20 protein-coding genes are annotated in these 22,449 nt (G+C 59.3%); 11 read left to right on the top strand and 9 right to left on the bottom strand.

Going from position 1 to position 22,449, the window contains the following annotated elements; all coding sequences use genetic code 11:
- Nucleotides 1-3 precede the first annotated feature (3 nt).
- From rpoB to C495_RS05835, 6 genes are all read left to right on the top strand, one after another.
- A complete protein-coding gene (gene rpoB, locus C495_RS05860; protein WP_008160931.1) occupies nt 4-1,833 on the top strand; it encodes a DNA-directed RNA polymerase subunit B in 1,830 nt (609 codons plus the stop codon).
- A gap of 3 nt (nt 1,834-1,836) precedes the next feature.
- Nucleotides 1,837-4,758: a DNA-directed RNA polymerase subunit A' gene (locus tag C495_RS05855; protein ID WP_008160929.1), complete on the top strand. Its 2,922-nt coding sequence runs from the start codon at nt 1,837-1,839 to the stop codon at nt 4,756-4,758.
- Nucleotides 4,751-5,950, top strand: coding sequence for a DNA-directed RNA polymerase subunit A'' (gene rpoA2 / locus C495_RS05850; protein ID WP_008160927.1), 1,200 nt, complete (start codon nt 4,751-4,753; stop codon nt 5,948-5,950). Before C495_RS05855 ends, rpoA2 begins: the two co-directional genes overlap by 8 nt.
- A 3-nt stretch (nt 5,951-5,953) precedes the next feature.
- Nucleotides 5,954-6,397, top strand: a complete 444-nt coding sequence (locus C495_RS05845) for a NusA-like transcription termination signal-binding factor (protein WP_008160925.1) — start codon at nt 5,954-5,956, stop codon at nt 6,395-6,397.
- 248 nt (nt 6,398-6,645) lie between these two features.
- Entirely contained in the window at nt 6,646-7,074 is a 429-nt protein-coding gene (locus C495_RS05840; protein WP_004267302.1) for a 30S ribosomal protein S12, read from the top strand.
- A gap of 2 nt (nt 7,075-7,076) precedes the next feature.
- On the top strand, nt 7,077-7,685 hold the full coding sequence (locus tag C495_RS05835) for a 30S ribosomal protein S7 (protein ID WP_008160923.1): 609 nt from the start codon (nt 7,077-7,079) through the stop codon (nt 7,683-7,685).
- A 65-nt stretch (nt 7,686-7,750) separates the two neighbouring features.
- Here C495_RS05835 and C495_RS05830 read toward each other — a convergent pair whose 3' ends face one another.
- Entirely contained in the window at nt 7,751-9,973 is a 2,223-nt protein-coding gene (locus tag C495_RS05830) for a hypothetical protein (protein ID WP_241430586.1), read from the bottom strand.
- 21 nt (nt 9,974-9,994) lie between these two features.
- On the opposite strand from C495_RS05830, the gene C495_RS05825 reads away from it, so the two are divergent.
- Entirely contained in the window at nt 9,995-10,504 is a 510-nt protein-coding gene (locus C495_RS05825) for a HalX domain-containing protein (RefSeq protein WP_008160919.1), read from the top strand.
- A 166-nt stretch (nt 10,505-10,670) separates the two neighbouring features.
- Nucleotides 10,671-10,796: a DUF7503 family protein gene (locus C495_RS18470; protein WP_275039963.1), complete on the top strand. Its 126-nt coding sequence runs from the start codon at nt 10,671-10,673 to the stop codon at nt 10,794-10,796.
- Nucleotides 10,797-10,799: 3 nt separating this feature from the next.
- Here C495_RS18470 and C495_RS05820 read toward each other — a convergent pair whose 3' ends face one another.
- The 3 genes from C495_RS05820 to C495_RS05810 all read right to left on the bottom strand — a co-directional run bounded on the left by C495_RS05820 (nt 10,800) and on the right by C495_RS05810 (nt 14,537).
- Entirely contained in the window at nt 10,800-12,878 is a 2,079-nt protein-coding gene (locus C495_RS05820) for a hypothetical protein (protein WP_008160917.1), read from the bottom strand.
- A 69-nt stretch (nt 12,879-12,947) separates the two neighbouring features.
- Nucleotides 12,948-13,673, bottom strand: a complete 726-nt coding sequence (locus C495_RS05815; protein WP_008160915.1) for a DUF7504 family protein — start codon at nt 13,671-13,673, stop codon at nt 12,948-12,950.
- A 108-nt stretch (nt 13,674-13,781) separates the two neighbouring features.
- The gene (locus tag C495_RS05810; RefSeq protein WP_008160914.1) at nt 13,782-14,537 is read right to left on the bottom strand and encodes a DUF5781 family protein; all 756 of its coding nucleotides are present in this window, start codon (nt 14,535-14,537) and stop codon (nt 13,782-13,784) included.
- Nucleotides 14,538-14,741: 204 nt separating this feature from the next.
- Between C495_RS05810 and C495_RS05805 the strand changes: the two genes are divergently transcribed.
- On the top strand, nt 14,742-16,928 hold the full coding sequence (locus C495_RS05805; protein ID WP_008160912.1) for an elongation factor EF-2: 2,187 nt from the start codon (nt 14,742-14,744) through the stop codon (nt 16,926-16,928).
- Nucleotides 16,929-17,159: 231 nt separating this feature from the next.
- Here the strand turns inward: C495_RS05805 and C495_RS05800 are convergent, their stop codons facing one another.
- Complete coding sequence (locus tag C495_RS05800) at nt 17,160-17,372, bottom strand: hypothetical protein (protein WP_008160910.1); 213 nt, start codon at nt 17,370-17,372, stop codon at nt 17,160-17,162.
- Between the two features lie 318 nt (nt 17,373-17,690).
- Entirely contained in the window at nt 17,691-19,067 is a 1,377-nt protein-coding gene (gene serS, locus C495_RS05795) for a serine--tRNA ligase (RefSeq protein WP_008160908.1), read from the bottom strand.
- Between the two features lie 133 nt (nt 19,068-19,200).
- Here serS and C495_RS05790 point away from each other — a divergent pair, with 133 nt between their 5' ends.
- On the top strand, nt 19,201-20,409 hold the full coding sequence (locus C495_RS05790) for a potassium channel family protein (protein ID WP_008160906.1): 1,209 nt from the start codon (nt 19,201-19,203) through the stop codon (nt 20,407-20,409).
- A gap of 29 nt (nt 20,410-20,438) precedes the next feature.
- Here C495_RS05790 and C495_RS18065 read toward each other — a convergent pair whose 3' ends face one another.
- The 3 genes from C495_RS18065 to C495_RS05780 all read right to left on the bottom strand — a co-directional run bounded on the left by C495_RS18065 (nt 20,439) and on the right by C495_RS05780 (nt 21,878).
- On the bottom strand, nt 20,439-20,579 hold the full coding sequence (locus C495_RS18065; protein ID WP_008160903.1) for a hypothetical protein: 141 nt from the start codon (nt 20,577-20,579) through the stop codon (nt 20,439-20,441).
- A 145-nt stretch (nt 20,580-20,724) separates the two neighbouring features.
- Nucleotides 20,725-21,309, bottom strand: a complete 585-nt coding sequence (locus C495_RS05785; RefSeq protein ID WP_008160902.1) for a magnesium transporter — start codon at nt 21,307-21,309, stop codon at nt 20,725-20,727.
- Nucleotides 21,309-21,878 carry a magnesium transporter gene (locus tag C495_RS05780; protein ID WP_008160900.1) on the bottom strand — a complete coding sequence of 190 codons (570 nt, stop codon included), beginning with the start codon at nt 21,876-21,878 and terminating at the stop codon, nt 21,309-21,311. Before C495_RS05780 ends, C495_RS05785 begins: the two co-directional genes overlap by 1 nt.
- A gap of 287 nt (nt 21,879-22,165) precedes the next feature.
- On the opposite strand from C495_RS05780, the gene C495_RS17590 reads away from it, so the two are divergent.
- The gene (locus C495_RS17590) at nt 22,166-22,414 is read left to right on the top strand and encodes a universal stress protein (protein WP_008160899.1); all 249 of its coding nucleotides are present in this window, start codon (nt 22,166-22,168) and stop codon (nt 22,412-22,414) included.
- Nucleotides 22,415-22,449 lie beyond the last annotated feature (35 nt).

The raw sequence follows: 22,449 nt of genomic DNA, 5'->3' as shown, positions 1-22,449 counted from the left end.
ACAATGAGCAGCCAACAACGAGAAGCCAAGGTCTACGTCAACGGGTCACTGGTCGGGACACACCCTGACCCGCACGAACTCGCAGAACAGATCCGCGAAGCGCGACGAATCGGCGACGTCAGCGAGATGGTCAACGTCTCGGTCAAAGAGCGCACCCGCGAAGTGATCGTCAACGCCGACGCCGGGCGTGCACGACGCCCACTGCTGGTCGTCGAAGACGGCGAGCCCCGGATCACCGATCAGGAGATCGACGCGCTCGAACAGGGCGACCTCGAGTTCGAGGACCTCGTCGACCACGGCTACATCGAGTTCATCGACGCCGAGGAAGAAGAGGACATCTACGTCGCCGTCGACGAGGACGATCTCAATGAGAAACACACTCACCTCGAGATCGACCCACAGCTGATCTTCGGGATCGGTGCGGGGATGATTCCGTACCCAGAACACAACGCCAGCCCGCGTATTACGATGGGTGCAGGGATGGTCAAACAGTCGCTCGGACTCCCGAGTGCGAACTACCGAATCCGGCCGGACACGCGCCAGCACCTGCTGCACTACCCGCAGCTCTCGATGGTCAAGACGCAGACGACCGAACAGATCGGCTTCGACGAGCGGCCTGCCGCACAGAACTTCGTCGTCGCCGTGATGAGCTATGAAGGGTTCAACATCGAGGACGCGCTGGTCATGAACAAAGCCAGCGTCGAGCGTGCACTCGCTCGCTCGCATTTCTTCCGGACCTACGAGGGCGAGGAGCGACGCTACCCCGGTGGACAGGAAGACCGCTTCGAAATCCCAAGTCAGGACGTTCGTGGCGCACGCGGTGAGGAAGCGTACACACACTTGGACGACGACGGCCTCGTCAACCCCGAGACCAGAGTCGACGAGAACTCGGTGTTGCTCGGGAAGACCTCCCCGCCACGCTTCTTGGAGGAACCCGACGATATGGGTGGTCTCTCGCCACAGAAACGCCGCGAGACGTCGGTGACGATGCGCTCTGGCGAATCCGGTGTCGTCGACACCGTCACGCTGATGGAAGGCGAAGACGGCTCGAAGCTCTCGAAGGTCTCGGTGCGTGACGAACGAATCCCCGAACTCGGGGACAAGTTCGCGAGTCGCCACGGCCAGAAGGGAGTTGTCGGCCACCTTGCCCCACAAGAAGACATGCCGTTCACACAGGACGGCGTCGTTCCCGACCTCGTCCTCAACCCGCACGCGCTGCCGTCGCGGATGACCGTCGGGCACATCCTCGAGATGATCGGCGGCAAACTCGGTGCGATGGAAGGCCGTCGTGTCGACGGCACGCCGTTCCTCGGCGAAGACGAATCCGAGCTTCGAGAGGGACTCGAGGACGCTGGCTTCAACTCCGCGGGCAAGGAGGTCATGTACTCCGGCGTCACCGGCGAGAAGATCGAGGCCGAGATCTTCGTTGGGATCATTTTCTACCAGAAGCTCTACCACATGGTCTCGAACAAACTACACGCCCGTTCGCGCGGGCCAGTGCAGGTGCTGACCCGCCAGCCGACGGAGGGTCGTGCTCGCGAAGGTGGGCTTCGTATCGGGGAGATGGAACGGGACGTGTTCATCGGCCACGGGGCCGCGATGACGCTGAAAGAACGACTGCTAGACGAGTCCGACCGTGAGTTCATCCACGTCTGTGGGCAGTGTGGGATGAGCGCGGTCGAAAACGTCGAACAGCGGCGTGTCTACTGCCCGAACTGTGACGAGGAGACCGATATCCACGAGATCGAGATGAGCTACGCCTTCAAACTCCTCTTAGACGAGATGAAGGCGCTGGGTATCGCACCACGACTCGAACTGGCAGACGCCGTCTAAACCATGCAACACAGCACACCAAAAGACATCGGAGCGATCAACTTCGGGCTCATGGAGCCCGAAGAGTACCGGGAGATGAGCGCGACGAAGATCATCACCGCCGACACCTACGACGACGACGGGTTCCCCATCGACATGGGACTGATGGACCCCCGACTCGGCGTGATCGACCCCGGCCTCGAGTGTAAGACCTGTGGCCAACATTCGGGTTCGTGTAACGGCCACTTCGGCCACATCGAACTCGCTGCGCCCGTGATTCACGTCGGCTTTACGAAGCTCATTCGACGCCTGCTTCGTGGCACGTGCCGTGAGTGTTCGAAACTCCTGTTGACGGAGGACGAACGCGACGAGTTCCGTGCAGACATCGAAGAATCGCGAAAACTGAGCCGCGATCTGAACGACGTAACCAAAGCTGCGATTCGACAGGCTCGCAAGAAGGATCGCTGTCCACACTGTGGCGAGATCCAGTACGACATCGACCACGAGAAGCCGACGACGTATTACGAGGTCCAGCAGGTACTCACCAGCGAGTACTCCCAGCGCATCGCGGCGGCGATGCAGGGTGGTGAGGATGGTGAACGGATGGCGCCGGACGAACTCGCCGAGGAGACCGAGATCGACCTCACTCGGATCAACGAGATTCTCTCGGGATCGTTCCGTCCACGCGAGAGTCAGCGCAAGTCCATCGAGAAGGCGCTTGACATCGACCTCACGGAAGAGGACACGAACAAGCTGATGCCCTCCGACATCCGGGACTGGTTCGAAGCCATCCCCGACGAGGACATCGAAGTCCTCGGGATCAACCCCGAACGCTCCCGACCGGAGTGGATGATCCTGACGGTGCTGCCGGTGCCGCCCGTAACGGCACGGCCGTCGATCACGCTCGACAACGGCCAGCGCTCCGAAGACGACCTGACCCACAAACTCGTGGACATCATCCGGATCAACCAGCGGTTCATGGAGAACCGTGAGGCCGGTGCCCCACAGCTGATCATCGAGGACCTCTGGGAGCTGCTCCAGTACCACGTCACCACCTTCATGGACAACGAGATTTCGGGAACGCCACCCGCTCGTCACCGCTCGGGGCGGCCGCTCAAAACCCTCTCCCAGCGACTCAAAGGGAAAGAAGGTCGCTTCCGTGGCTCGCTGTCCGGGAAACGTGTCAACTTCTCCGACCGAACCGTCATCTCGCCGGACCCGACGCTGAGCCTGAACGAGGTCGGTGTCCCGGATCGGGTCGCCAAGGAGATGACTCAGACGATGAACGTCACCGAGCGCAACCTCGAGGAGGCTCGACGGTTCGTCTCGAACGGGCCGGAAGGCCACCCCGGTGCGAACTACGTTCGCCGACCGGACGGGCGACGACTCAAAGTCACCGAGAAGAACTGCGAACAGCTCGCCGAGAAAGTCGAGGCCGGCTGGGAGGTCAACCGTCATCTCATCGACGGCGACATCATCATCTTCAACCGGCAGCCATCGCTCCACCGGATGTCGATCATGGCCCACGAGGTCGTGGTCATGCCGTACAAGACGTTCCGACTCAACACCGTCGTCTGTCCGCCGTACAACGCCGACTTCGACGGCGACGAGATGAACATGCACGCCCTCCAGAACGAGGAGGCCCGCGCCGAGGCGCGCGTGCTCATGCGTGTCCAAGAACAGATGCTCTCACCCCGATTCGGTGAGAACATCATCGGGGCCATTCAGGACCACATCAGTGGGACGTACCTGCTCACCCACGACAATCCACGATTCAACGAAACGCAGGCACTCGACTTGCTCCGTGCGACGCGGATCGACGAGCTGCCCGAGCCAAGCGGAATCGACGACGAAGGCAAGCCGTTCTGGACCGGTTACGACGTCTTCTCCGAACTGCTGCCCAACGACCTCAACCTCGAGTTCACCGGGACGATCGGCGAAGACGTCATCATCGAGGACGGACAGCTCCTCGAGGGCACCATTGCCGAAGACGAGGTTGGCGAGTTCGGTGGCGAAATCGTCGACACGATCACGAAAGTCTACGGCAACACGCGCGCCCGGATCTTCGTCAACGAGATTTCGACGCTGGCGATGCGTGCGATCATGCACTTCGGGTTCTCGATCGGGATCGACGACGAGACCATCCCCGGCGAGGCACAGGCTCGCATCGACGAGACGATCGACGACGCCAACGACCGCGTCGAGGAACTCATCGAAGCCTACGAACGGGGCGAACTCGAGTCCCTGCCGGGTCGAACACTCGACGAGACCCTCGAGATGAAGATCATGCAGACACTCTCGCGTGCGCGTGACAACGCCGGGAACATCGCCGACGAGCACTTCGAAGACGACAACCCCGCCGTCGTCATGGCAAACTCCGGTGCGCGTGGGTCGATGCTCAACCTGACCCAGATGGCCGGTGCGGTCGGCCAGCAGGCAGTTCGAGGCGAGCGAATCAACCGTGGCTACGAGGACCGAACCCTCAGCCACTACGAGCCGAACGATCTCTCGGCGGAGGCCCACGGCTTCGTCGAGAACTCCTATACGAGCGGGCTGACCCCACGGGAGTTCTTCTTCCACGCGATGGGTGGCCGCGAAGGACTGGTCGACACTGCAGTCCGAACCTCCAAGTCCGGGTATCTCCAGCGCCGGCTGATCAACGCCCTCTCGGAACTCGAGACCCAGTACGACGGCACCGTCCGGGACACCTCGGATACGATCGTCCAGTTCGAGTTCGGCGAGGACGGCACGTCGCCAGTCCTGGTCTCGTCCGGCGACGACAACGACATCGACGTCGATTCGATCGCCGACCGAGTGCTCGAGTCCGAGTTCGACTCCGAGGAGGCACGAGAAGCGTTCGTCACCAGAAAGCCGGCACCGACGAACCTCTCCGAGCATGCGGATAGTCGAGTTGTCGACTCAACGGAGGTGACCTCCGATGACTGAGGTTAGCTACGACGTCACCGACGACATGATCGCTGTCGTCGAGGACACCGATCTCCCCCGTCGCCTCAAGAACAACGTCTACGAGACACTCGAGGCCAGGGACGACATCTCAATCGAGGACGCAGACGCCATCGCAAAGGCCGTCGAAGCGCGCTATCTCGACACGCGGGTCGATCCGCTCGACCCCGTCGGCACCGTCTCCGCCCAGTCGATCGGCGAACCCGGAACGCAGCTGACGATGAACACGTTCCACTACGCCGGTGTCGCAGAGATCGACGTGACTCAGGGGCTGCCACGACTGATCGAACTCGTCGACGCCCGGAAGACCCCGGATACGCCGATGATGACCGTCTATCTCGAAGACGAGTACGCCACCGAGCGCGAACGTGCCCACGAGGTCGTCTGGAACCTCGAGGCGACGAAGATCCTCGCGTTGGGTGACGTTTCGACCAACGTCGCGGACATGCGCGTCCAGATCTCGCTCAACGAGGACACCCTCAAAGAGCGCATGATCACGCCCGAAGAGGTCGCCTCGATCATCGAGGACAACCTCGGCGTGAGCACGATCCAGCAGGGAACCGAGATCCAGTTCGGCCCCGAGGAGCCGTCCTACCGCGATCTGCTCCAGCTCGTCGAAGAGCTGCGAGACATCACATTCAAAGGGATCGAGGATATCTCCCGCGTTGTCATCCGCCGCGAAGAACTCGAGGACGGCGAGGAGTTCGTCCTCTACACCGAAGGGTCGGCCTTCGGTGACGCCCTCGAGATCGAGGGTGTCGACGCCTCGCGCACGACGTGTAATAACATCCACGAGATCCACCGCAACCTCGGTATCGAGGCCGCTCGCGAGGCGATCATCGAGGAAACGAACAACACGCTGGCCGAGCAGGGACTTGACGACGTCAACGTTCGCCACCTGATGTTGGTCGCCGACATGATGACCAACCGTGGCGAGATCGAGTCGATCGGTCGTCACGGCATCTCCGGATCGAAGGAGTCGGTGCTGGCCCGGGCGGCGTTCGAAGTGACTGTCAACCACCTGCTCAACGCTGCAATCCACGGCGAAGTCGACGACTTAGACGGCGTGACGGAGAACGTCATCGTCGGGAAACCGATCAAGCTCGGTACCGGTGACGTCGACCTCCGGATGGGGTCGACGAGTTCCGGCTCCGGCAGCAGTCAGGCCGACTGATCGATGGGTGTTACCCTCGACGACGACGCCCGCCAGTATCTCGCCGCGTTCGAGGACGTAACTGGCGTCGACGGCACTGACTGTCTCGTTACCGAGCCGACCGACGGCGACACCGAGGGCAAACGACTCCTCGTGGTCGTCTCGAGTGGACAAATGAGCAGGGCGATCGGTCCAAACGGACGAACCGTTCGCCAGTACGAAGAGCGCGTCGGGCTTCCCGTCAGGCTCGTCGAAGACGCTGACGATTCCGAGACGTTCGTCGCGAACACACTCGCCCCGGCGGCGGTATACAACGTCACGATCAGCGAAAACGACGATACCGTCGCCTACGTCGAAGTTGCCGACTCCGATCGTGGTGTCGCGATCGGAACGAACGGCCGCACGATCGAGGCTGCACGAACCCTCGCCGATCGCCACTTCGGCATCGACGACGTGCAGTTGATCTGATCACCTGCGGTCGATTTACTCGCGACGGGGCTTTTCCGGATCGCGTTCACGTTTTAGCGATCGCAATGGCAGCCGAGCAGTTCGGCTTCCTCGCGCCCGCCGAGACGCGCTAGGCCGTTCTCCATCCGTAACTCGGGTCACGAAACGCGCTCAGATTCGGCGAGCGGGGTCCCTCGAGGACTCTCGTGGCGTAATGGCGACTCGAAACAGGGATGCTTAAGTGCCTTCGTCGGATAGCGATGGATACTATGGCAAACGGCAAGTATGCCGCGCGCAAGCTCAAGAAGGACCGCCAGAACCAGCGGTGGTCCGACTCTGACTACGCGCGCCGCGCCCGTGGACTTCGCGAGAAGTCCGACCCACTCGAGGGTGCTCCGCAGGCTCGAGGGATTGTACTGGAGAAGGTCGGCATCGAAGCAAAACAGCCCAACTCGGCAATCCGAAAGTGTGTCCGAGTCCAGCTGATCAAAAACGGCAAACAGGTCACCGCGTTCTGTCCCGGTGACGGCGCAATCAGCTTCATCGACGAACACGACGAAGTCACCATCGCTGGTATCGGTGGGGCAAAGGGTCGTGCGATGGGTGACCTCTCCGGTGTCAACTACAAGGTTGACAAGGTCAACGGTGTTGCGCTGAAAGAACTGGTTCGCGGCAACGCAGAGAAACCGGTGCGATAATCATGGCTGCAGAAGACCAACCCGACCCAGACGCCCCCGCAGGTGGCGCAGACGTCGGCGCGAAGCTGTTCGGCACGTGGGAAATCGACGAAATCGCGTACAACGACCCATCCACCGAACGCTACATCACGGTGACGCCGGTCGCCCACACCGCCGGTCGCCACGCCAGCAAGCAGTTCAAGAAGTCCCAGATCTCGATCGTCGAGCGCTTTATCAACCGCTTGATGCAGACCGAAGAGAACACGGGCAAGAAACAGCAGACGCTCAACCACGTGCGTGATGCGTTCGAACTCATCCACGAGCGCACCGACGAGAACCCGATTCAGGTGCTCGTCACCGCCGTCGAGAACGCAGCCCCACGCGAGGAGACCGTCCGCCTCAAATACGGTGGCATCTCGGTCCCCAAGGCCGTCGACGTCGCACCACAGCGTCGTGTCGACCAGGCCCTGAAGTTCCTCGCTGAAGGCGTCTACAACGACTCGTTCAAGACCCCGACGCCCGTCGCAGAGGCCATCGCCAGCCAGCTTACTGGCGCGGCCAACTACGACGTCCAGACCTACGCGGTCAGTCAGAAAGAAGAGAAAGAGCGCGTCGCGGCAGCCGCACGCTAAGCTCCCGGTTTTCTTTCGTTTTTCGCGACTCGAGAGCGGCAGTGCCGGCCTCTCGAGCAGTGGGCCTACAGCTCGTGCGTTTTGATGTCGGTGCTCCAGCGGAGTTCTCCGTCGAATAACACGGGGAACGGCTCCGTATTGAGGAGTTCCACGAGGTCGGCTGTTGACTCTGACTGTAAACTCACTTTACCAAACACTAGGCGATATGATTCAGCCATATTTGTAGTCAAGTTATACACACTACCCCGATCTTTGGATGGTGATAGATATGAATCAACAATCATGTCGTTTCCGTCCTCTGCCTGAGTGATTGTACCTGCTATCGGCGATCCTTGGCTTGTCTGAACGACTGTTAGCGACCCATCACCAACGATATGGTACTGTTGCTCACCATCTCCGATCTTTTGGAGGATGTGTAATGCCCCGTAGAGTGGCAGTCCAAAATTCAAGAGACGGGCAATTGTACGTCCTGCATTGACTGCGACACTGTTTTCTATCTCACGGAATGTGACAATCCCGCCAATCGCTCCTGCTTCAATGAGATGTAACCCCTGTTCATAAGATCGACACGCGTTCAGAATGAACGCTTTTGTGCCAACCGTTTCGATCTGTGCTGCGCTGATCGTACCATCCGAACACCGAAACCCGTCGGTATCGATATGGCCGATATAATGAACGAAGTCGCTTTCTCGAGAAAAGACCTTCTCGAGTTCATCCGTCGTAAGGTCGTAATGAACAGTAACATCAAGCGGCAAATCATTCCGATTCCGGTATGCACAATGGACCGATACTAGTTCTTTACTCATTTCCGAGTCGTTACAGATCACTTCGATCTCAAGTGGTCCGTCTCGCGGCGACTGGGAGATATTATTTTGGAACGCTGATAGCATTCCTGTCCCTGTTATCTCAGTTCGTCCATCTTCCCAGGACTGCCGGAGTAGCGGGGATACTGAAACAGACGTCGTCGAAGCTGTTCGAGCCGGCTTGCTTGCAGCAGTATCTATTTTGATTGTTGGGAGATGGTCCATAAGAAACGGCAGTAACTCGAGAGAGTCTGTTGCAAATGGATCGAGATGAACTTCAAACTGCCATTTGGGGAGATATGCCTGTATCATCTCAAACGGAACCGCCAGATAGGCCTCGAGCTGTTCGGCTATCGGTCGTTCATATATCTCTTCGATGTCCAACTCGAGAACAGGCTCGATCGCTTCCCGCTCATACAGTGGCAGTGGTGTCTCTCCTTCCGTTCGAACGATACAATCGAGCAAGAAGATTTGCTTGAACACCTGCTTGACCGTCCGTTCAAACCCGTGTTCTCCCTCGAGTGGATGGACGTACCCCGTCTCCGTAACGAGTTGCGGCGTCGATCCCGGAACGACCTCGGCTGCGAGATAGTACGCAAGCGGTGCGACAACGAACGTATGCTGGAGCGTTGGTGGGATTTCGATTTGAACACCCGTCTGTGGTCGTGAAAGCTCATCGGGGATTTCAACATCAGTACCCAGTTCGATAGCTGGAGGATGGCCACGAAGCGTCGGGTACGATCGCTCGGGCGTTGTCGTTTTCAGTGCGGACCCGAACATCGAGACTGCGCGCATCACATCGTTTGGTTCTGTCGTCGTTGTGATCGTTGCCGCCGGTGATGTGTGATACGATCGCGCACTTATCACTGCTGAGGTCGGTTCACCAAACGAAATCCGTGCCTCCCCAATGCCTTCGTGGACATGGACTGTACTTTCGACGACGACATACACTTTTAGTGGTCCAGAGAAGTCAAGAATATACTCTGATTTTGGAAGGTTCACCTTCTCGTCTGCCTGGAGTTCGGTGATGAGGGTTCCGTTCGAGTTCCGAATACATATACTATTGTCACTTAATACCCTGAAACCGTCAGTCTGAATCTCCACAGTTGTGTCCATCGGGTACGGTAGTTGATCGGGAACAACTGGCGTCGGTGTGACTGGTGTATCGGTTTTGAATCGGTACTGCTTGCGCTCGATCGGATCAACAATCAGTAATCCGCTTGAAGTCGACTTGAATTTTGGTTTCATTAAATAAAGTGTGATAATAAAATATCCGTGGTTGTCGCCGCTCGGTCTTATAAAATATTTCTGTATAGAGAAAAATATACGTTGTGGCCGATCGGGAACGTCGTTCGTCTGCCCCACGATATATGTGTATGCGTTGTAATGTTCTGACCGCTCCCGGCCACATTTAATAGTATCTACCAGAGGATAGTAGTACGAGCTGTGTTGCAGGACTCTCCATTCCAACTCTTCGTCGTCCATCCCACGGTGTCTTTGACTGAGATGGAGACTAGCCGGTCTCGAGTCGCTATCGATGTTCACAGGGCCGATTTTGACCAATCTATTCTCGAGCAGATCGGTGCTGGGTACGATCTGCTCGTTCTCGACTGGGGACTCGAGACGCCCGACGCGCGCGGTGTACTCGATGCGTTTCAACAGAGCGCTCCGGAGACGCAGATTCTCGTCCTTTCAGAGGACGTACCCACCGACGACCCTGTTGATCGTGGTGCTAACGAACTCCTCGTCGGACCGCACTCGGACGAGAGATTGTGCGTGACGATCGAACGGCTGCTCTTGCAGGGTGCCTACGAGGAGGCAATGAACGAATTTTTCAGGCTCTCGACCGAGCGCGCACTCCTTGAGAGTGAACTTCAGTCCGATATCGATGCCGCCGATCGGTATCAATCGATCGTCTGCAACCTCTATGAGTCCCGGAAACGAGCAGCCGAGATCCGTGACGAACTCTCGGTTGATGAGTTCGATCAGTCACTCCGACAGTTGCTCGACGAGTAGTGGGTCGGGACAAAATATACGTTCGAGGGCCTCTATCACCTGTTCACGGGGAGGTAGTGGCTTCTCTACGTTTCAAACAACTTCTTACACACATAACGCTACTATCTATTTATATGGTATATTAAAATAAATTTATATTATCGCGACAGTATGTATTCAATGTACCATGGATGACCTAACCCAGTACCTCAAGAATCACCCACGAATGATCGGCGCGCTGTTTACGATCCTGCTGGTGCTATCTCAGGCAGGAACTGTTGCAGCAAACAACACTGGCTTCTTGGGACCGTAACAGCTAGAGTTTATCGATAGCGACCTCGTTGCTCCAAACCACACGATCGTCAAGGATTATCGGAAACGTATCTAAGCCAATAAAGCTCTGTAGTTGATGCTTTGTTGTGGTGAGCTTGTTAGTCTTTGTTGGCGTTATGTAATATGATTCTGCTACCTCGAGCTGGGGGGTGAACACTGCACCAATCCCAATTTCAGTGGTTATGTATGACTCCATTTGGAGATTCAGACAGTGCTTGTCACTAGAAACAAAACAGATATTGGGGAATCCTTTTTTTGGTTGTGCAATCGCGATCATTCCATCGCCGACAATATGGTATTGTTGACCAACCACGCTCTTCTTTCGGGCAATCTCCACCGCCGCGTACAGCGGATAGCCTCGGTTCAACAATCGTGCGATCGTGTTCCCGACACGTATTGCCCCACTGTTGACGACATCGTCGTGCGTTACGATACCACCAATACTGCCCGCTTCGATGAGTTGGAGTCCTTGATCGTGTGATTGGCAGCCGTTCAATAGGAACGCTTTCGCACCGGACGTCTCGAGCAACGATGCATCTACCGTGCCATCCGAACATCGCATTCCGCCGTCATCGATATGGCCAATGAAGTGGAGGAAATCAGTGTCGGTCTCGAGGACGGCCTCGAGTTCGGCTGCTGAGAGTTCGTAATGGACCGTCACGTCGAACGGGAGTTCCTCGCGAGTTCCGTAGACGCCGTCTACCGTCTCGAGTTCGGCACGCATTGTGGCGTCGTTACAGACGACCTCGATTTCGATCGGGTCCGCCTTTGGTTGCCGGCCGATACTGTTGTGAAACGCTGACAGCGGAGCGTTGCTCGTAATCTGTGTTGTCCCGCTGCTGTTCCAGCGTTGTTCGACCGTTGGTACTGACGTGGTTTCGTCCGAACTCGACGCCAGTTCGGAACTGCGGACTGAACGCTTACTCCGAGTGAGATCCCCTCGGACGAAGGCCTCGATCGCCTGTGTCGAGACCGTTTGCTGTGTTTCCGTTTGTGGCTGTGTCCCGTCTTGAACACGAACGCTCGAGAGGCTGTTGGCAACGAACGGGAGAAACTCGACGCGTTCCGGCACCGGCTGGAGCCGCGTCTCGAGCGACCACTCGGGGAGGTGTCGGGTGACGGTCTCGAACGGGACGTCGGTGAGATACGTTTCGAGCTGCGCGGACAGGGACTGATCGTACACACGCTCGATATCGAACGTGAGATCCGGTTCGATCGCATCTCGTTCGTGGAGGGGCAGTGGAGTCGTTCCCTCGGTGCGGACGATACAGTCGAGAAAGAAGACGTGTTTGAGTACTCGTTCGACAGTCGCTGCGAAATCGGGTTCGTCACCGAGAGCATAGGTAAAGCCACGCTCAGTGACGAGTTTCGGTGTGGGTCCGGGAACGACCTCCGCCCCGAGGTAGTACGCAAGCGGGGCAACGACGAACACATGACGGGTTGTTTTCGGAATCTCGATCCGGACGCCGGTCTCCGGAGTTGCAAATCTCGGCGGAACGTGTAACTTGTCTCCGAGTTCTATTTTCGGCGGGTGTCCACGGAGCGTCGGGTACGACCGTTCAGGCGTTGTCGTCTTCAGCGCCGAACCGAACGCCGAAATCGCCCGCATCATATCCGTCGGGTCCGCGGTCGTCGTCACCGTTCCTGCTGGACGCCGGTGATAGGAGCGGGCACCGAGACGGACGTCTGTTGCGTCATCGAGAGCGATGTACGTTCGGTCGGTGTCTGAGTAAATCTGGATCGAACTTTCGAGATGCGCATACACCTTCAACGGGCCGGACAGGTCGAGGAGATACTGATCGCGCGACAGTGACACTTGCTCTGTCGGTCGGACTTCTGCAACCATCGATCCGTCGCGGTCACGGACGTAGACGGTGTTGCTCGTCGGCAGTGTGAGCATCGTCGTCGTCGTTCTAACGGCAGCATCCACGGGATACTGTACCTGATCCATCTCCACCGACTCGAGCGAGACCGGTTCGTGTGTCGTGAGTTGATACCGATGGCGTTCGATCGGATCGATGATCACCAGTCCGTCGTTCGTTGGCTCGAAAGTTGGGTTCATAGCGTGGAGAGAGCAGCGGTGTGATCGGGGGACAGAGCGCAGGTCGTCGCTCGTGTCTGCAATCGATGACTACGACTGGCTGACCGAAACCCAACCAGAGTGTAACTCGCCATCGTCGATCGACCAGCGTTCCTGTGGGACGCCGTGTTGCTCTCGAAGCTCGATGATGATGTCGAACAGCGGTGCCAGTACCGATGCGGTATCCGAATCACGGTCCATAGGGAGATGGTAGTGGACCATCCCGTCGGCAGTCCGAACCCGGCCGTTGGTCAGGTGGAGGAATTTGAAGACCCGTTCGGTGCCGTACTCATCGAGCAAGGGAACCAGCGATTCGACGCCGACACGGAGTTCTGCGGGTGCAAGCCCGTTCGACTCGAGTTCGAACGTTTCGATCGCACTCGAGATGGCGATTCCAAGCTCGGAGAGTGTGGTGGTCGTAACCGGCGAGTCATCGATCGAGGGCGCGATCGGTTCCATAGTGCTCGAGTCGCCATCACTCGCGACAGCGCCACGAGCCTGTGTCGCGTAGCGAACGAGCGTATGTGCTGTTTCGGTACAGGAGTCGCTGCCGAGTAGCTCGGAGACATCATGGCTCTGTCCGGTCGTCGAGACCAGGACACGCCGACGTGGTGTGACTGTCGTCCGCCCAAGTAATCGACGACAGAGGTTTCGACGCTGAGCTGGTTGGACGGAGCCGACGACGAGGACACTGGCACCCTGTCGCTTCAGTTGGGTGAGTCCGTCGGAGAACCGCTCCTCGTTCGACTCGCCCTCCAGATCATTGCGCGAAAGCATCAATATATGTTTCAGACATGGATCCATCAAACATTAAGTGTTCGGGCCGAAGCGAGTCTGTGACCGGGTCTGATGGCACGTAGTCGGTGGTCGAACGCTGCCGTCCCGTCACTCCGCAGCCAGCCCCTCACCACCGACGTACGCGCGAGTCGCATCGACCAGCAGTTGGCGGTACAGACTGGCGTCAGGATCGCGTGCGAGTTCTCGGAATCGCTGTTTGAAGCCCGCAAAATCCACGTGAGGGGCGTCCATCGCGGCTACGTGCGCGAGGTCGTACAGCCGGTGGTCGTCGTCGACAAGGTCGTGACGCTCGGCCAACGCCAGCGCGAACGCCGCGTTCACTGCCGTAATATCTGGGTCTGCGCTCGCAGAGAGGCGCTCGAGGCCCGGTCGAGAGGGGGGGTCGGGCCGATCGGCGAGTGCCATCGCGAGGCTGGACTCGAGAAAGGAGAGGAGTTTCTGACCCGGGCCGACGGCGAGCGTGATGTCGTCGGCGTAGATGTCTTTCATATGATTTGCGATCTGGTAGCAGTGAGAGAGCTTGCGCCGTTCGACGCGTTTGCCAGCCAGTGCGAGATAGAGGACTTCTTCGGTCGACTGAATGTGTGAGGGATGTTCCTGTTCGTGTCTGGCCATGTGGGCAAGCTCGTGGAGAACGAGTTCACGGGCCATCGCACTCGAGGCTGCCTGTCTCGACATATTCAACACGTGCCGGTCGTCGTAGTGGCCGGCCCAGGTCCGCTCGTCCGGATCGTCTCGAAACTGGACGTAGACGGGCAACGACAGTTCGTGTTCGGTCTCAAAGAGGTCTCGAGCGCTGAGAAACGGCGTCGTGGGGCCGGGACCCTGTATTCGAAGATCCATGCGTATCAGTACCAAGTCTCGAGAGTGTATGTCTGTTACGCCCGTGTTCGCTGGGTGTGACTCGCGTCATCGATCATCGGGGACAGTTGCGTGGCATTCACTCACGTAAGTTGGAGATTCAGGCGTAAAAACCGGGATATCCGACGTATTCCGGCGGCGACGAAACACTACCCTTTTGACCCCGCTGGCGGTAACTGGGTGTATATGGGCCGACGCAAGAAGATCGTCCAAGAGTGTGAACGGCTGATGGACGAACCGGAACACATCCGGAACATCGCCATCGCCGCTCACGTCGACCACGGTAAAACAACCCTTTCTGACAACCTCCTCGCTGGTGCCGGCATGATCTCCGACGAGACCGCCGGAGAGCAACTCGCGATGGACACGGAAGAAGACGAGCAGGAACGTGGGATCACCATCGACGCGGCAAACGTTTCGATGACCCACGAGTACGAGGACACCAACCATCTCATCAACCTCATCGACACGCCGGGCCACGTCGACTTCGGTGGCGACGTCACGCGTGCGATGCGTGCTGTAGACGGCGCACTCGTCGTCGTCGACGCCGTCGAAGGGGCCATGCCCCAGACGGAGACGGTGCTGCGACAGGCACTGCGCGAAGGTGTCAAGCCAACGCTGTTCATCAACAAAGTCGACCGCCTGATCTCCGAGCTTCAGGAAGGACCTGAAGAGATGCAGGAGCGACTCCTCGCCGTCATCCACGACGTCAACGAACTCATTCGTGGCATGACCGAGGACATGGATGACATCGACGACTGGACGGTCTCCGTCGAAGACGGAACCGTCGGCTTCGGGTCCGCCCTCTACAAGTGGGGCGTTTCGATGCCGTCGATGCAGCGCACCGGCATGGACTTCGGCGAGATCATGGAACTCGAGCGCAACGACAACCGTCAGGAACTCCACGAGCGGACGCCCCTGTCGGACGTCGTCCTCGACATGGTCTGTGAGCACTTCCCGAACCCTGTCGACGCACAGCCCCGCCGTGTCCCACGCATCTGGCGTGGTGACGCCGAATCCGACCTCGCCGAAGGGATGCGTCTCGTCGACGAGGACGGCGACGTCGTCTTCATGGTCACCGACATCGCGATGGACCCCCACGCGGGCGAAGTCGCCTCCGGTCGTGTCTTCTCGGGTTCGCTCGAGAAGGGCCAGGAACTGTACGTTTCGGGCACCGCCGGCAAAAACCGCGTCCAGTCCGTCGGGATCTACATGGGTGGCGAACGCGAGGAAGTCGACCACGTTCCCGCAGGAAACATCGCAGCCGTCACTGGCCTGCGCGACGCCATCGCCGGCTCGACCGTCTCGAGCGTCGAGATGACGCCGTTCGAGTCGATCGAGCACATCTCGGAGCCGGTCATTACGAAAAGCGTGGAGGCTCAGACGATGGACGACCTCCCCAAGCTCATCGAAACGCTTCGTCAGGTCTCGAAAGAGGACCCTACGATCCAGATTACGATCAACGAGGACACCGGCGAGCACCTGATCTCCGGACAGGGTGAGCTTCACCTCGAGGTCATCACCCAGCGTATCGAGAAGAACCAGGGCATTCCGGTCAACACCGGTGAGCCGATCGTCGTCTACCGCGAAGCGATCGACCGTGTAAGCGACGAGGTCGAGGGTATCTCGCCAAACCGTCACAACCGCTTCTACATCTCCGTCGAGCCACTCGGCGAAGAGATCGTCGAGACGATCCGGATGGGCGAAGCGTCGATGGACATGCCCGAACTCGAGCGCCGTGAAGCGCTCCAGGAAGCCGGTATGGACAAAGACGACTCCCAGGTCGTCGAGCATATCCACGGGACGAACATCCTGCTCGACCAGACCAAAGGTATCCAGCACCTAAACGAGACGATGGAGCTGTTCATCGAGGGACTCGAGGAAGCCCTCGACAACGGTCCGCTCGCGAACGAGCCGGTCCAGGGTGTACTCGTCCGTCTGCACGACGCACGACTCCACGAGGACACCATCCACCGTGGCCCGGCACAGGTCATCCCCGCCACGCGTGAGGCCGTCCACAAGTCGCTGATCGTCGGTCAGATCAAGATGATGGAGCCGATGCAGGACGTCCGTATCGACGTGCCGAACGACCACATGGGCGCTGCTTCCGGCGAGATTCAGGGTCGCCGTGGCCGCGTCGACGACATGTACCAGGAAGGTGACCTCATGGTCGTCGAGGGTATCGCACCCGTCGACGAGATGATTGGTTTCGCAAGCGACATCCGAAGCGCGACCGAGGGTCGTGCCTCCTGGAACACCGAGAACGCCGGCTTCGAATTCATGTCCGACTCCCTCCAGCGTGATAAGATCATGGAGATCCGAGAGCGCAAGGGCATGAAGCTCGAACTGCCACCAAGCATCGACTACATCTAACCAGTCGACACGACGGACTCGAGTCCGTCACCTGCGAACTATCTTCGGGTTTTCTTTCGACACCACTGTGAGCGACAGCGTTACTGTCGGCGCGCGCGAGCGAATCGCGTCGCTCTCAGACGGTGTCTGTTGGAACGATTTATCGGTTGGACTGCGACCGCTCTGCGATCTCGCCGGAACTGGCGGACACAGAATTACGGAGAAAGTCCACGACTTCAGTCGTGGTGGATGTCAATCGAGATAGCCTAACTCGCGCAACTGTGCTAAGGTCTTCTCGTCATCGACGACGGCGTGGACAGTTTCATCAAACGCGTCATCGCGATGCTCGAGGATTTTCAGCAGTTGTCGGGCACTGTTGAGTTTGTACCTGACTTCTGCGTTCGTCGTCTCCTCGGCAGCTCCTTCTAGTAGTTGTTCGATCGTCTCTAACGTCGTCTCTGACACGGTATCACTAATTGTAGATACACAAGCTATTCGCCGTAAATGCTTCTACTTCACCGTTGTACATTCAATATATCTAGACATTCAGTTGAGAAGTGAGATAAACGGATCAGACCAGACATACTGTTTACACCCATCGCACAGCCGTTTTCCGATCACGCAGTTGCTGTTGGGTCGCTGTCACGGACGGTCGCGGATGAATGCGTTGCTATCAGGAGATAGAAATATACGGTGTCGAACTGGCTGCTGACTGATCAGGTGAGATCGCAGTCCACCGCCGACTCGAGGTGGCGACAGCGCCAGCAACCGATGGCGAGTTCGTTACTCGCGGTCGCCGGCACCCAGCGCCGATTCGCCGACCTTCTCGTGGCCCTCGATGACTTCTTTGCCGCCCATGTACGGTCGCAGAGCTTCGGGGACCGTCACCGTGCCGTCGTCGTTCTGATAGTACTCGAGGATCGCCACCATCACGCGAGGCAGGGCGAGCCCAGAGGCGTTCAGGGTGTGGAGGTACTCGGCCGATTCGTGCCGTTCTGGCCGGTATCGCAGGCCAGCCCGGCGGGCCTGGAACTCCTCGAAGTTCGACGCGCTCGAGACCTCGAGCCAGCGGCCGCCTTCCTCGGGGCCGTCCTCGAGGTCGTCGCCGGGAGCCCAGACCTCGATGTCGTAGGTCTTCGCGCTCGCGAAGGTCAGATCGCCAGTACAGAGTTCGAGGATGCGGTACGGAAGGTCGAGTTCCTGCAGGACGGCTTCGGCTTCCGAGAGCAGGCCCTCGAGGCGGTCGTAGCTCTCTTCGGGTTTGACGAAGTTGACGAGTTCGACCTTGTTGAACTGGTGGACGCGGACGATGCCGCGCGTCTCGGTGCCGTGTTCGCCGGCCTCACGGCGGAAGTTCGGCGTGTACGCCTGGTGTTTGAGCGGGAGATCGTCGTCCAGTAAGATCTCGTTGGCGTACATGTTGGTCACTGGCACCTCCGCGGTGGGACAGAGCCAGAGATCGTCGTCGTCGTACTCCTCGTTGGTGCCGCCCAGACGGTAGGCGTCGTCGGCGAACTTCGGCAGTTGGCCGGTCCCGCGCATGGCCCCGCTTTTGACGGGGATCGGCGGGAAGAGGTCGACGTATCCCTGCTCGCGATGGATGTCCATCATAAACTGGATCAGCGCGTGCTCGAGTCGCGCACCGTCGCCTTTGAGGAAGTAGAAGCCAGCGCCGGTCGTCTTGGCACCGCGTTCCTCGTCGATGATATCCAGTTCCTCGCCGAGTTCGTAGTGGGGCGTGACGTCTGCGGGCAGCTCGCGCAGGTCGTCGAAGCCCCAGCGTCGATCCTCGACGTTGTGTCGCTCGTCGATCCCCAGTGGGACGCTCTCGTGGGGGATCTGCGGGACTTCGAGGAGTCGTTGCTTGAGGTCGGCTTTGAGGTCGGCGGCCTCGCTCTCGACGTCGTCGATCTCGGATTTGAGGTCTTTCGAGCGGGCGATCGCCTCCTCGCGTTCGTCGTCTTTCCCAGCGGCAACGAGTTTGCCGATCTGTTTGGTGATCTGGTTGCGCTCGTGGCGCAGGTCGTCGCCACGGGCTTTCAGCTCTCGCCAGCGGTCGTCGACCTCGAGGAGTTCGTCGAGGTCGACGTCGGCACCTCGGTTGTCGAGGGCGTCGCGTACCTCGTCGGCGTTGTCGCGTAGATAGGTCCGGTCGAGCATTGGTCGTCCTTTCTTTGTGCCCGTCCAAAACCGTGTCGGAAGGCTGCGTGGTGTGGCTGTGATGGCACCATAGCCGAGTTCGAGCGAGCGCTCGCAGGAAACGTTTTTTTCGACGGGGGACCGTGTTCGGTGTATGGACCCGCTCGAGGGCGAAGCGTCGTCGGTATCGGTCGAGTACGAGCCCGTCAGCGTCAAGGACGTGCTCGTCGAGATGAAAGACACGGCGGAGCTGCTGATCGATCTCTCGTATTCTGCGGTGCTCCACCGGAACGCGGATCTCGCACAGGAGGTGCTTCGGCTCGAGCAGCGCATGGACGTCCTCGAGTTGCGCGCGCGGATGAGCCTCATGATGGCCGTTCGAAACCCCGACGACGCCGAGGAACTCGCTCCCGTGTTGGGGATCGTCGCCGCGACCGGTGAGATCAGCGACGCCGCTGGTGACATCGCGAAAATCGTCCTCGAGGAAATGGGGCTGCCAGACGCCATGCGTGCAGCACTTCCCGAAGCCGCCGAAACGCTCGTTCGGGGTGTCGTCGATTCGGGGTCGGCGTATGCGGATCGAACCCTCGTTGATATCGACCTCGAGTCCGAGACGGGGGTTCGCGTAATCGCGCTCCGACGGGGGGACAACTGGCTACTCAATCCCGGTCCGGAGACGACTGTCGCGTCCGACGACGTCGCGTTGCTCCGTGGTCCCGATCCGGCGATCGGCAAGGTGTTCGAGGAGCTGACCGGCGAGCGATACGAGACCCCGACCATCGAGGACCCCGGAATCGAAGATCTCGAGCGGGCGGTGGACACGATCATCCACATGAAGAACCTCTCGGAGCTGGCGGTCGATCTGGCCTACAGCAGCGTGCTGTTCGACAGCGCGCAACTGGCCGAGGAGGTCCGAAACTTAGAGATCGAGGTCGACGCGTTACAGTCACGCTTCGAAGCGTGGACGCTTCGAGCGGCCGCCGACGCGGAGGACCCGGTGGTGTTGCGAGGACTCATTCGGCTGGGGACCAGCACGGAAGTGATCAGCGACGCAGCGATCGACATCAGCGAGGGTGTGCTCCGAGAGATCGACGTACACCCGGTCGTGCAACTCGCCGTCCAGGAGAGTGACGAACTCATCACACGCGTCGAGATCGAACCGGGGAGTGAACTCGACGGCACGGCGATAACGAACGGTGTCCCTGACGTCGAGTCGACGATGTCGGTGATCGCCATCCGCCGTCCCGACGAGGGCTGGCTGCTCGTTGCCGACGCCGACGCCAGCCTTCGGGGCGGCGACGTGCTCATCTCCAAAGGGACGCGGACGGCTGCGGCAGCGTTCGAGGAGTTAGCACAGGCCTGATCCGTACTGTGGGGCGTGCTGATTTTCGGTTAGCTGGCGACCTCGAGCAGGAGACCGACGAGTTCGAGGTAGACAAACGCCCCGAGGACGGCGACGACGATCGCGAGGGCAAACGGGAAGAGCGTGTGTTTGGGGTCTTCGATCCGTCTCGTTCGAAGGAGTTCAATCATCTGTGGACTCGCCTCGCGTATGGTGGTGGTGCTGGTGGAACAGTGCAGACGACATACACAGTTTGCCATCGTCGCGATACTTGAAGCTCAGTCAGACGCTCGACAGACGTGGCGATGACGAGGGGTTCGGACGGCGGACTGGGGCTTAGAATCCGAGGACCAGCGCCGAGACGCCGATGAAGATGACCATCCCGAAGACGTCGACGACATTGGTGACGATCGGGATCGTCGTATCGTCGGGGTCGATCCCCATGCGATAGGAGGCATACGTCGCCGCGAAGCTGAAGACGATCGCGATGACGGCGACCGACAGCCCGCTGGTCAGCGAGATCAACAACAGCGTCGACAGCGCCATCGCGATGCCCAGCAACTGTCCGAGGAGCCAGGCCCCCACTGCAAGCGCAGTGAAGATCGTTATCGCGAGCGCCAAGACTGCGAGCACGTTGGCCCACAGTTCCCGGTCACGCAGGTCGATCCGTGCCGTTCCGAGATGCAGTCGCGTCGACAGTCGCGAACTCAAGATCGCACCGAGATTGCCACCCATATCGACCATCGTCGGGACCATCACCGCGAGCAGCGCGTACTCCGAAAGCATCTCCTCGGCGTCCTCGAGCGTGATCCCGGCGGCGAGGACGATAATCGAGAGCACGATCAGAAGCGGGAACATGTTACCGACGATGCTGCGGACCGTCCACGAGCCAAGCGGCCCCGAACCGCCTGTCGAGACCATCAGGCGAGCACCTCCACGATTCCGATCGCGAACAGCAAAAAGAGCATGCCGAAGATATCACCGAGCGTGGTGACGATCGGTCCGACGAGGTTGTCGGGATCGTAGCCGCGTTTGTAGCCGGCGAAGATCACCGTGAGCAACCCGAAGATGAGGACGATCGAGGTCAACACACCCGAGATCAGCATGATGCCGACGAACTCATACAGGGCAGCAGCCTCCCAGCCAAGCAGTTGGAGGGCGAGCCACGTGATGATCCCGATCACGATGGAGATCCCGATGCCGTTGATAAACGAGGCCGTAACTGCGTTCACGAGTCGTTCGTCCCACTCGAAGTGGGGATCGATCAGCCCCTGATGGAGCCCACTCGAGATCCGCCCACCGAGCGCCCCGTAGACGTTCCCTCGCGTCGCCAGAAACACCGGGACCATCACGAGCAGCCCCGGAAACCGGTCGACGCTCTCGAGGACACCCTCGAGAACCACACCAGCGAAGAGCCCACCGCCGAGTGCGACGAACAGGATCGGGATCGTTTCACGATAGATCCGCCAGACATCGTCGCGAACGCTCATATCAGTGCATCTTCCAGTACGATGTTAAACGTACCGAGACTGAACGCCGGTCTTGACGGTCAAGAGCATCTAGACCGTGGCTGCTATCAGACTCGGCCTTGCTCTCAGATCGCAGTCAGATCGTTCTCGTTGCAATCTGTGTGATCCCGACCGGTGGTGGCAATGGTCGTCCGTCATGAGAGAGAACACGAGTGGCACACTGATCGCAGCCGTCCTGATCCAGACACTGCTGTCGGGCGAGACGCCGACCTCCACGGTTCTTTTGCTCGAGCGATCGTATCCCGTGTATGACGCGTCAGTTCTGTTCTGGCCCCGTTCGATGGCACCACACCGGCCCGCTCCGCGTCGAGGATGCACTCGAGCAGTTTCCGGACGCCCGGCTGACGGTGTTGTACGTCGTCGGTCCGATGCTCGAGGACGCCGACGAGCACGCGATCGACGGTATCGTCATCGGCAGTCACGGGCGCGAGGGGACGGCTCGATACCTGCTTGGCAGCGTCGCAGAACAGATCGTTCGCTGGCAACGGTGCCGGTGACGGTCGTTCGCGGCGCTGCTGACTGAACCACCTGA

The organism is Natronorubrum sulfidifaciens JCM 14089 (genome assembly GCF_000337735.1).
In the GTDB taxonomy this organism is placed as follows: Archaea; Halobacteriota; Halobacteria; order Halobacteriales; family Natrialbaceae; genus Natronorubrum; species Natronorubrum sulfidifaciens.
Note: the sequence above shows the minus strand (reverse complement) of the source record. Positions and strands in the feature narration are given on the sequence as shown.

Excerpts from the sequence above, each read along its gene's own strand:
- serS (WP_008160908.1), bottom strand. The coding sequence starts at position 19,067 with ATGCTCGACCGGACCTATCTACGCGACAACGCCGACGAGGTACGCGAC.
- C495_RS18065 (WP_008160903.1), bottom strand. The coding sequence starts at position 20,579 with ATGATTGAACTCCTTCGAACGAGACGGATCGAAGACCCCAAACACACG.
- C495_RS05790 (WP_008160906.1), top strand. The coding sequence starts at position 19,201 with ATGGACCCGCTCGAGGGCGAAGCGTCGTCGGTATCGGTCGAGTACGAG.
- C495_RS18470 (WP_275039963.1), top strand. The coding sequence starts at position 10,671 with ATGGATGACCTAACCCAGTACCTCAAGAATCACCCACGAATGATCGGC.
- C495_RS05810 (WP_008160914.1), bottom strand. The coding sequence starts at position 14,537 with ATGGATCTTCGAATACAGGGTCCCGGCCCCACGACGCCGTTTCTCAGC.
- C495_RS05825 (WP_008160919.1), top strand. The coding sequence starts at position 9,995 with ATGGAGACTAGCCGGTCTCGAGTCGCTATCGATGTTCACAGGGCCGAT.
- C495_RS05785 (WP_008160902.1), bottom strand. The coding sequence starts at position 21,309 with ATGGTCTCGACAGGCGGTTCGGGGCCGCTTGGCTCGTGGACGGTCCGC.
- C495_RS05855 (WP_008160929.1), top strand. The coding sequence starts at position 1,837 with ATGCAACACAGCACACCAAAAGACATCGGAGCGATCAACTTCGGGCTC.
- C495_RS17590 (WP_008160899.1), top strand. The coding sequence starts at position 22,166 with ATGACGCGTCAGTTCTGTTCTGGCCCCGTTCGATGGCACCACACCGGC.
- C495_RS05845 (WP_008160925.1), top strand. The coding sequence starts at position 5,954 with ATGGGTGTTACCCTCGACGACGACGCCCGCCAGTATCTCGCCGCGTTC.
- C495_RS05835 (WP_008160923.1), top strand. The coding sequence starts at position 7,077 with ATGGCTGCAGAAGACCAACCCGACCCAGACGCCCCCGCAGGTGGCGCA.
- rpoA2 (WP_008160927.1), top strand. The coding sequence starts at position 4,751 with ATGACTGAGGTTAGCTACGACGTCACCGACGACATGATCGCTGTCGTC.
- C495_RS05780 (WP_008160900.1), bottom strand. The coding sequence starts at position 21,878 with ATGAGCGTTCGCGACGATGTCTGGCGGATCTATCGTGAAACGATCCCG.
- C495_RS05840 (WP_004267302.1), top strand. The coding sequence starts at position 6,646 with ATGGCAAACGGCAAGTATGCCGCGCGCAAGCTCAAGAAGGACCGCCAG.
- rpoB (WP_008160931.1), top strand. The coding sequence starts at position 4 with ATGAGCAGCCAACAACGAGAAGCCAAGGTCTACGTCAACGGGTCACTG.
- C495_RS05805 (WP_008160912.1), top strand. The coding sequence starts at position 14,742 with ATGGGCCGACGCAAGAAGATCGTCCAAGAGTGTGAACGGCTGATGGAC.
- C495_RS05820 (WP_008160917.1), bottom strand. The coding sequence starts at position 12,878 with ATGAACCCAACTTTCGAGCCAACGAACGACGGACTGGTGATCATCGAT.
- C495_RS05815 (WP_008160915.1), bottom strand. The coding sequence starts at position 13,673 with ATGCTTTCGCGCAATGATCTGGAGGGCGAGTCGAACGAGGAGCGGTTC.
- C495_RS05830 (WP_241430586.1), bottom strand. The coding sequence starts at position 9,973 with ATGGACGACGAAGAGTTGGAATGGAGAGTCCTGCAACACAGCTCGTAC.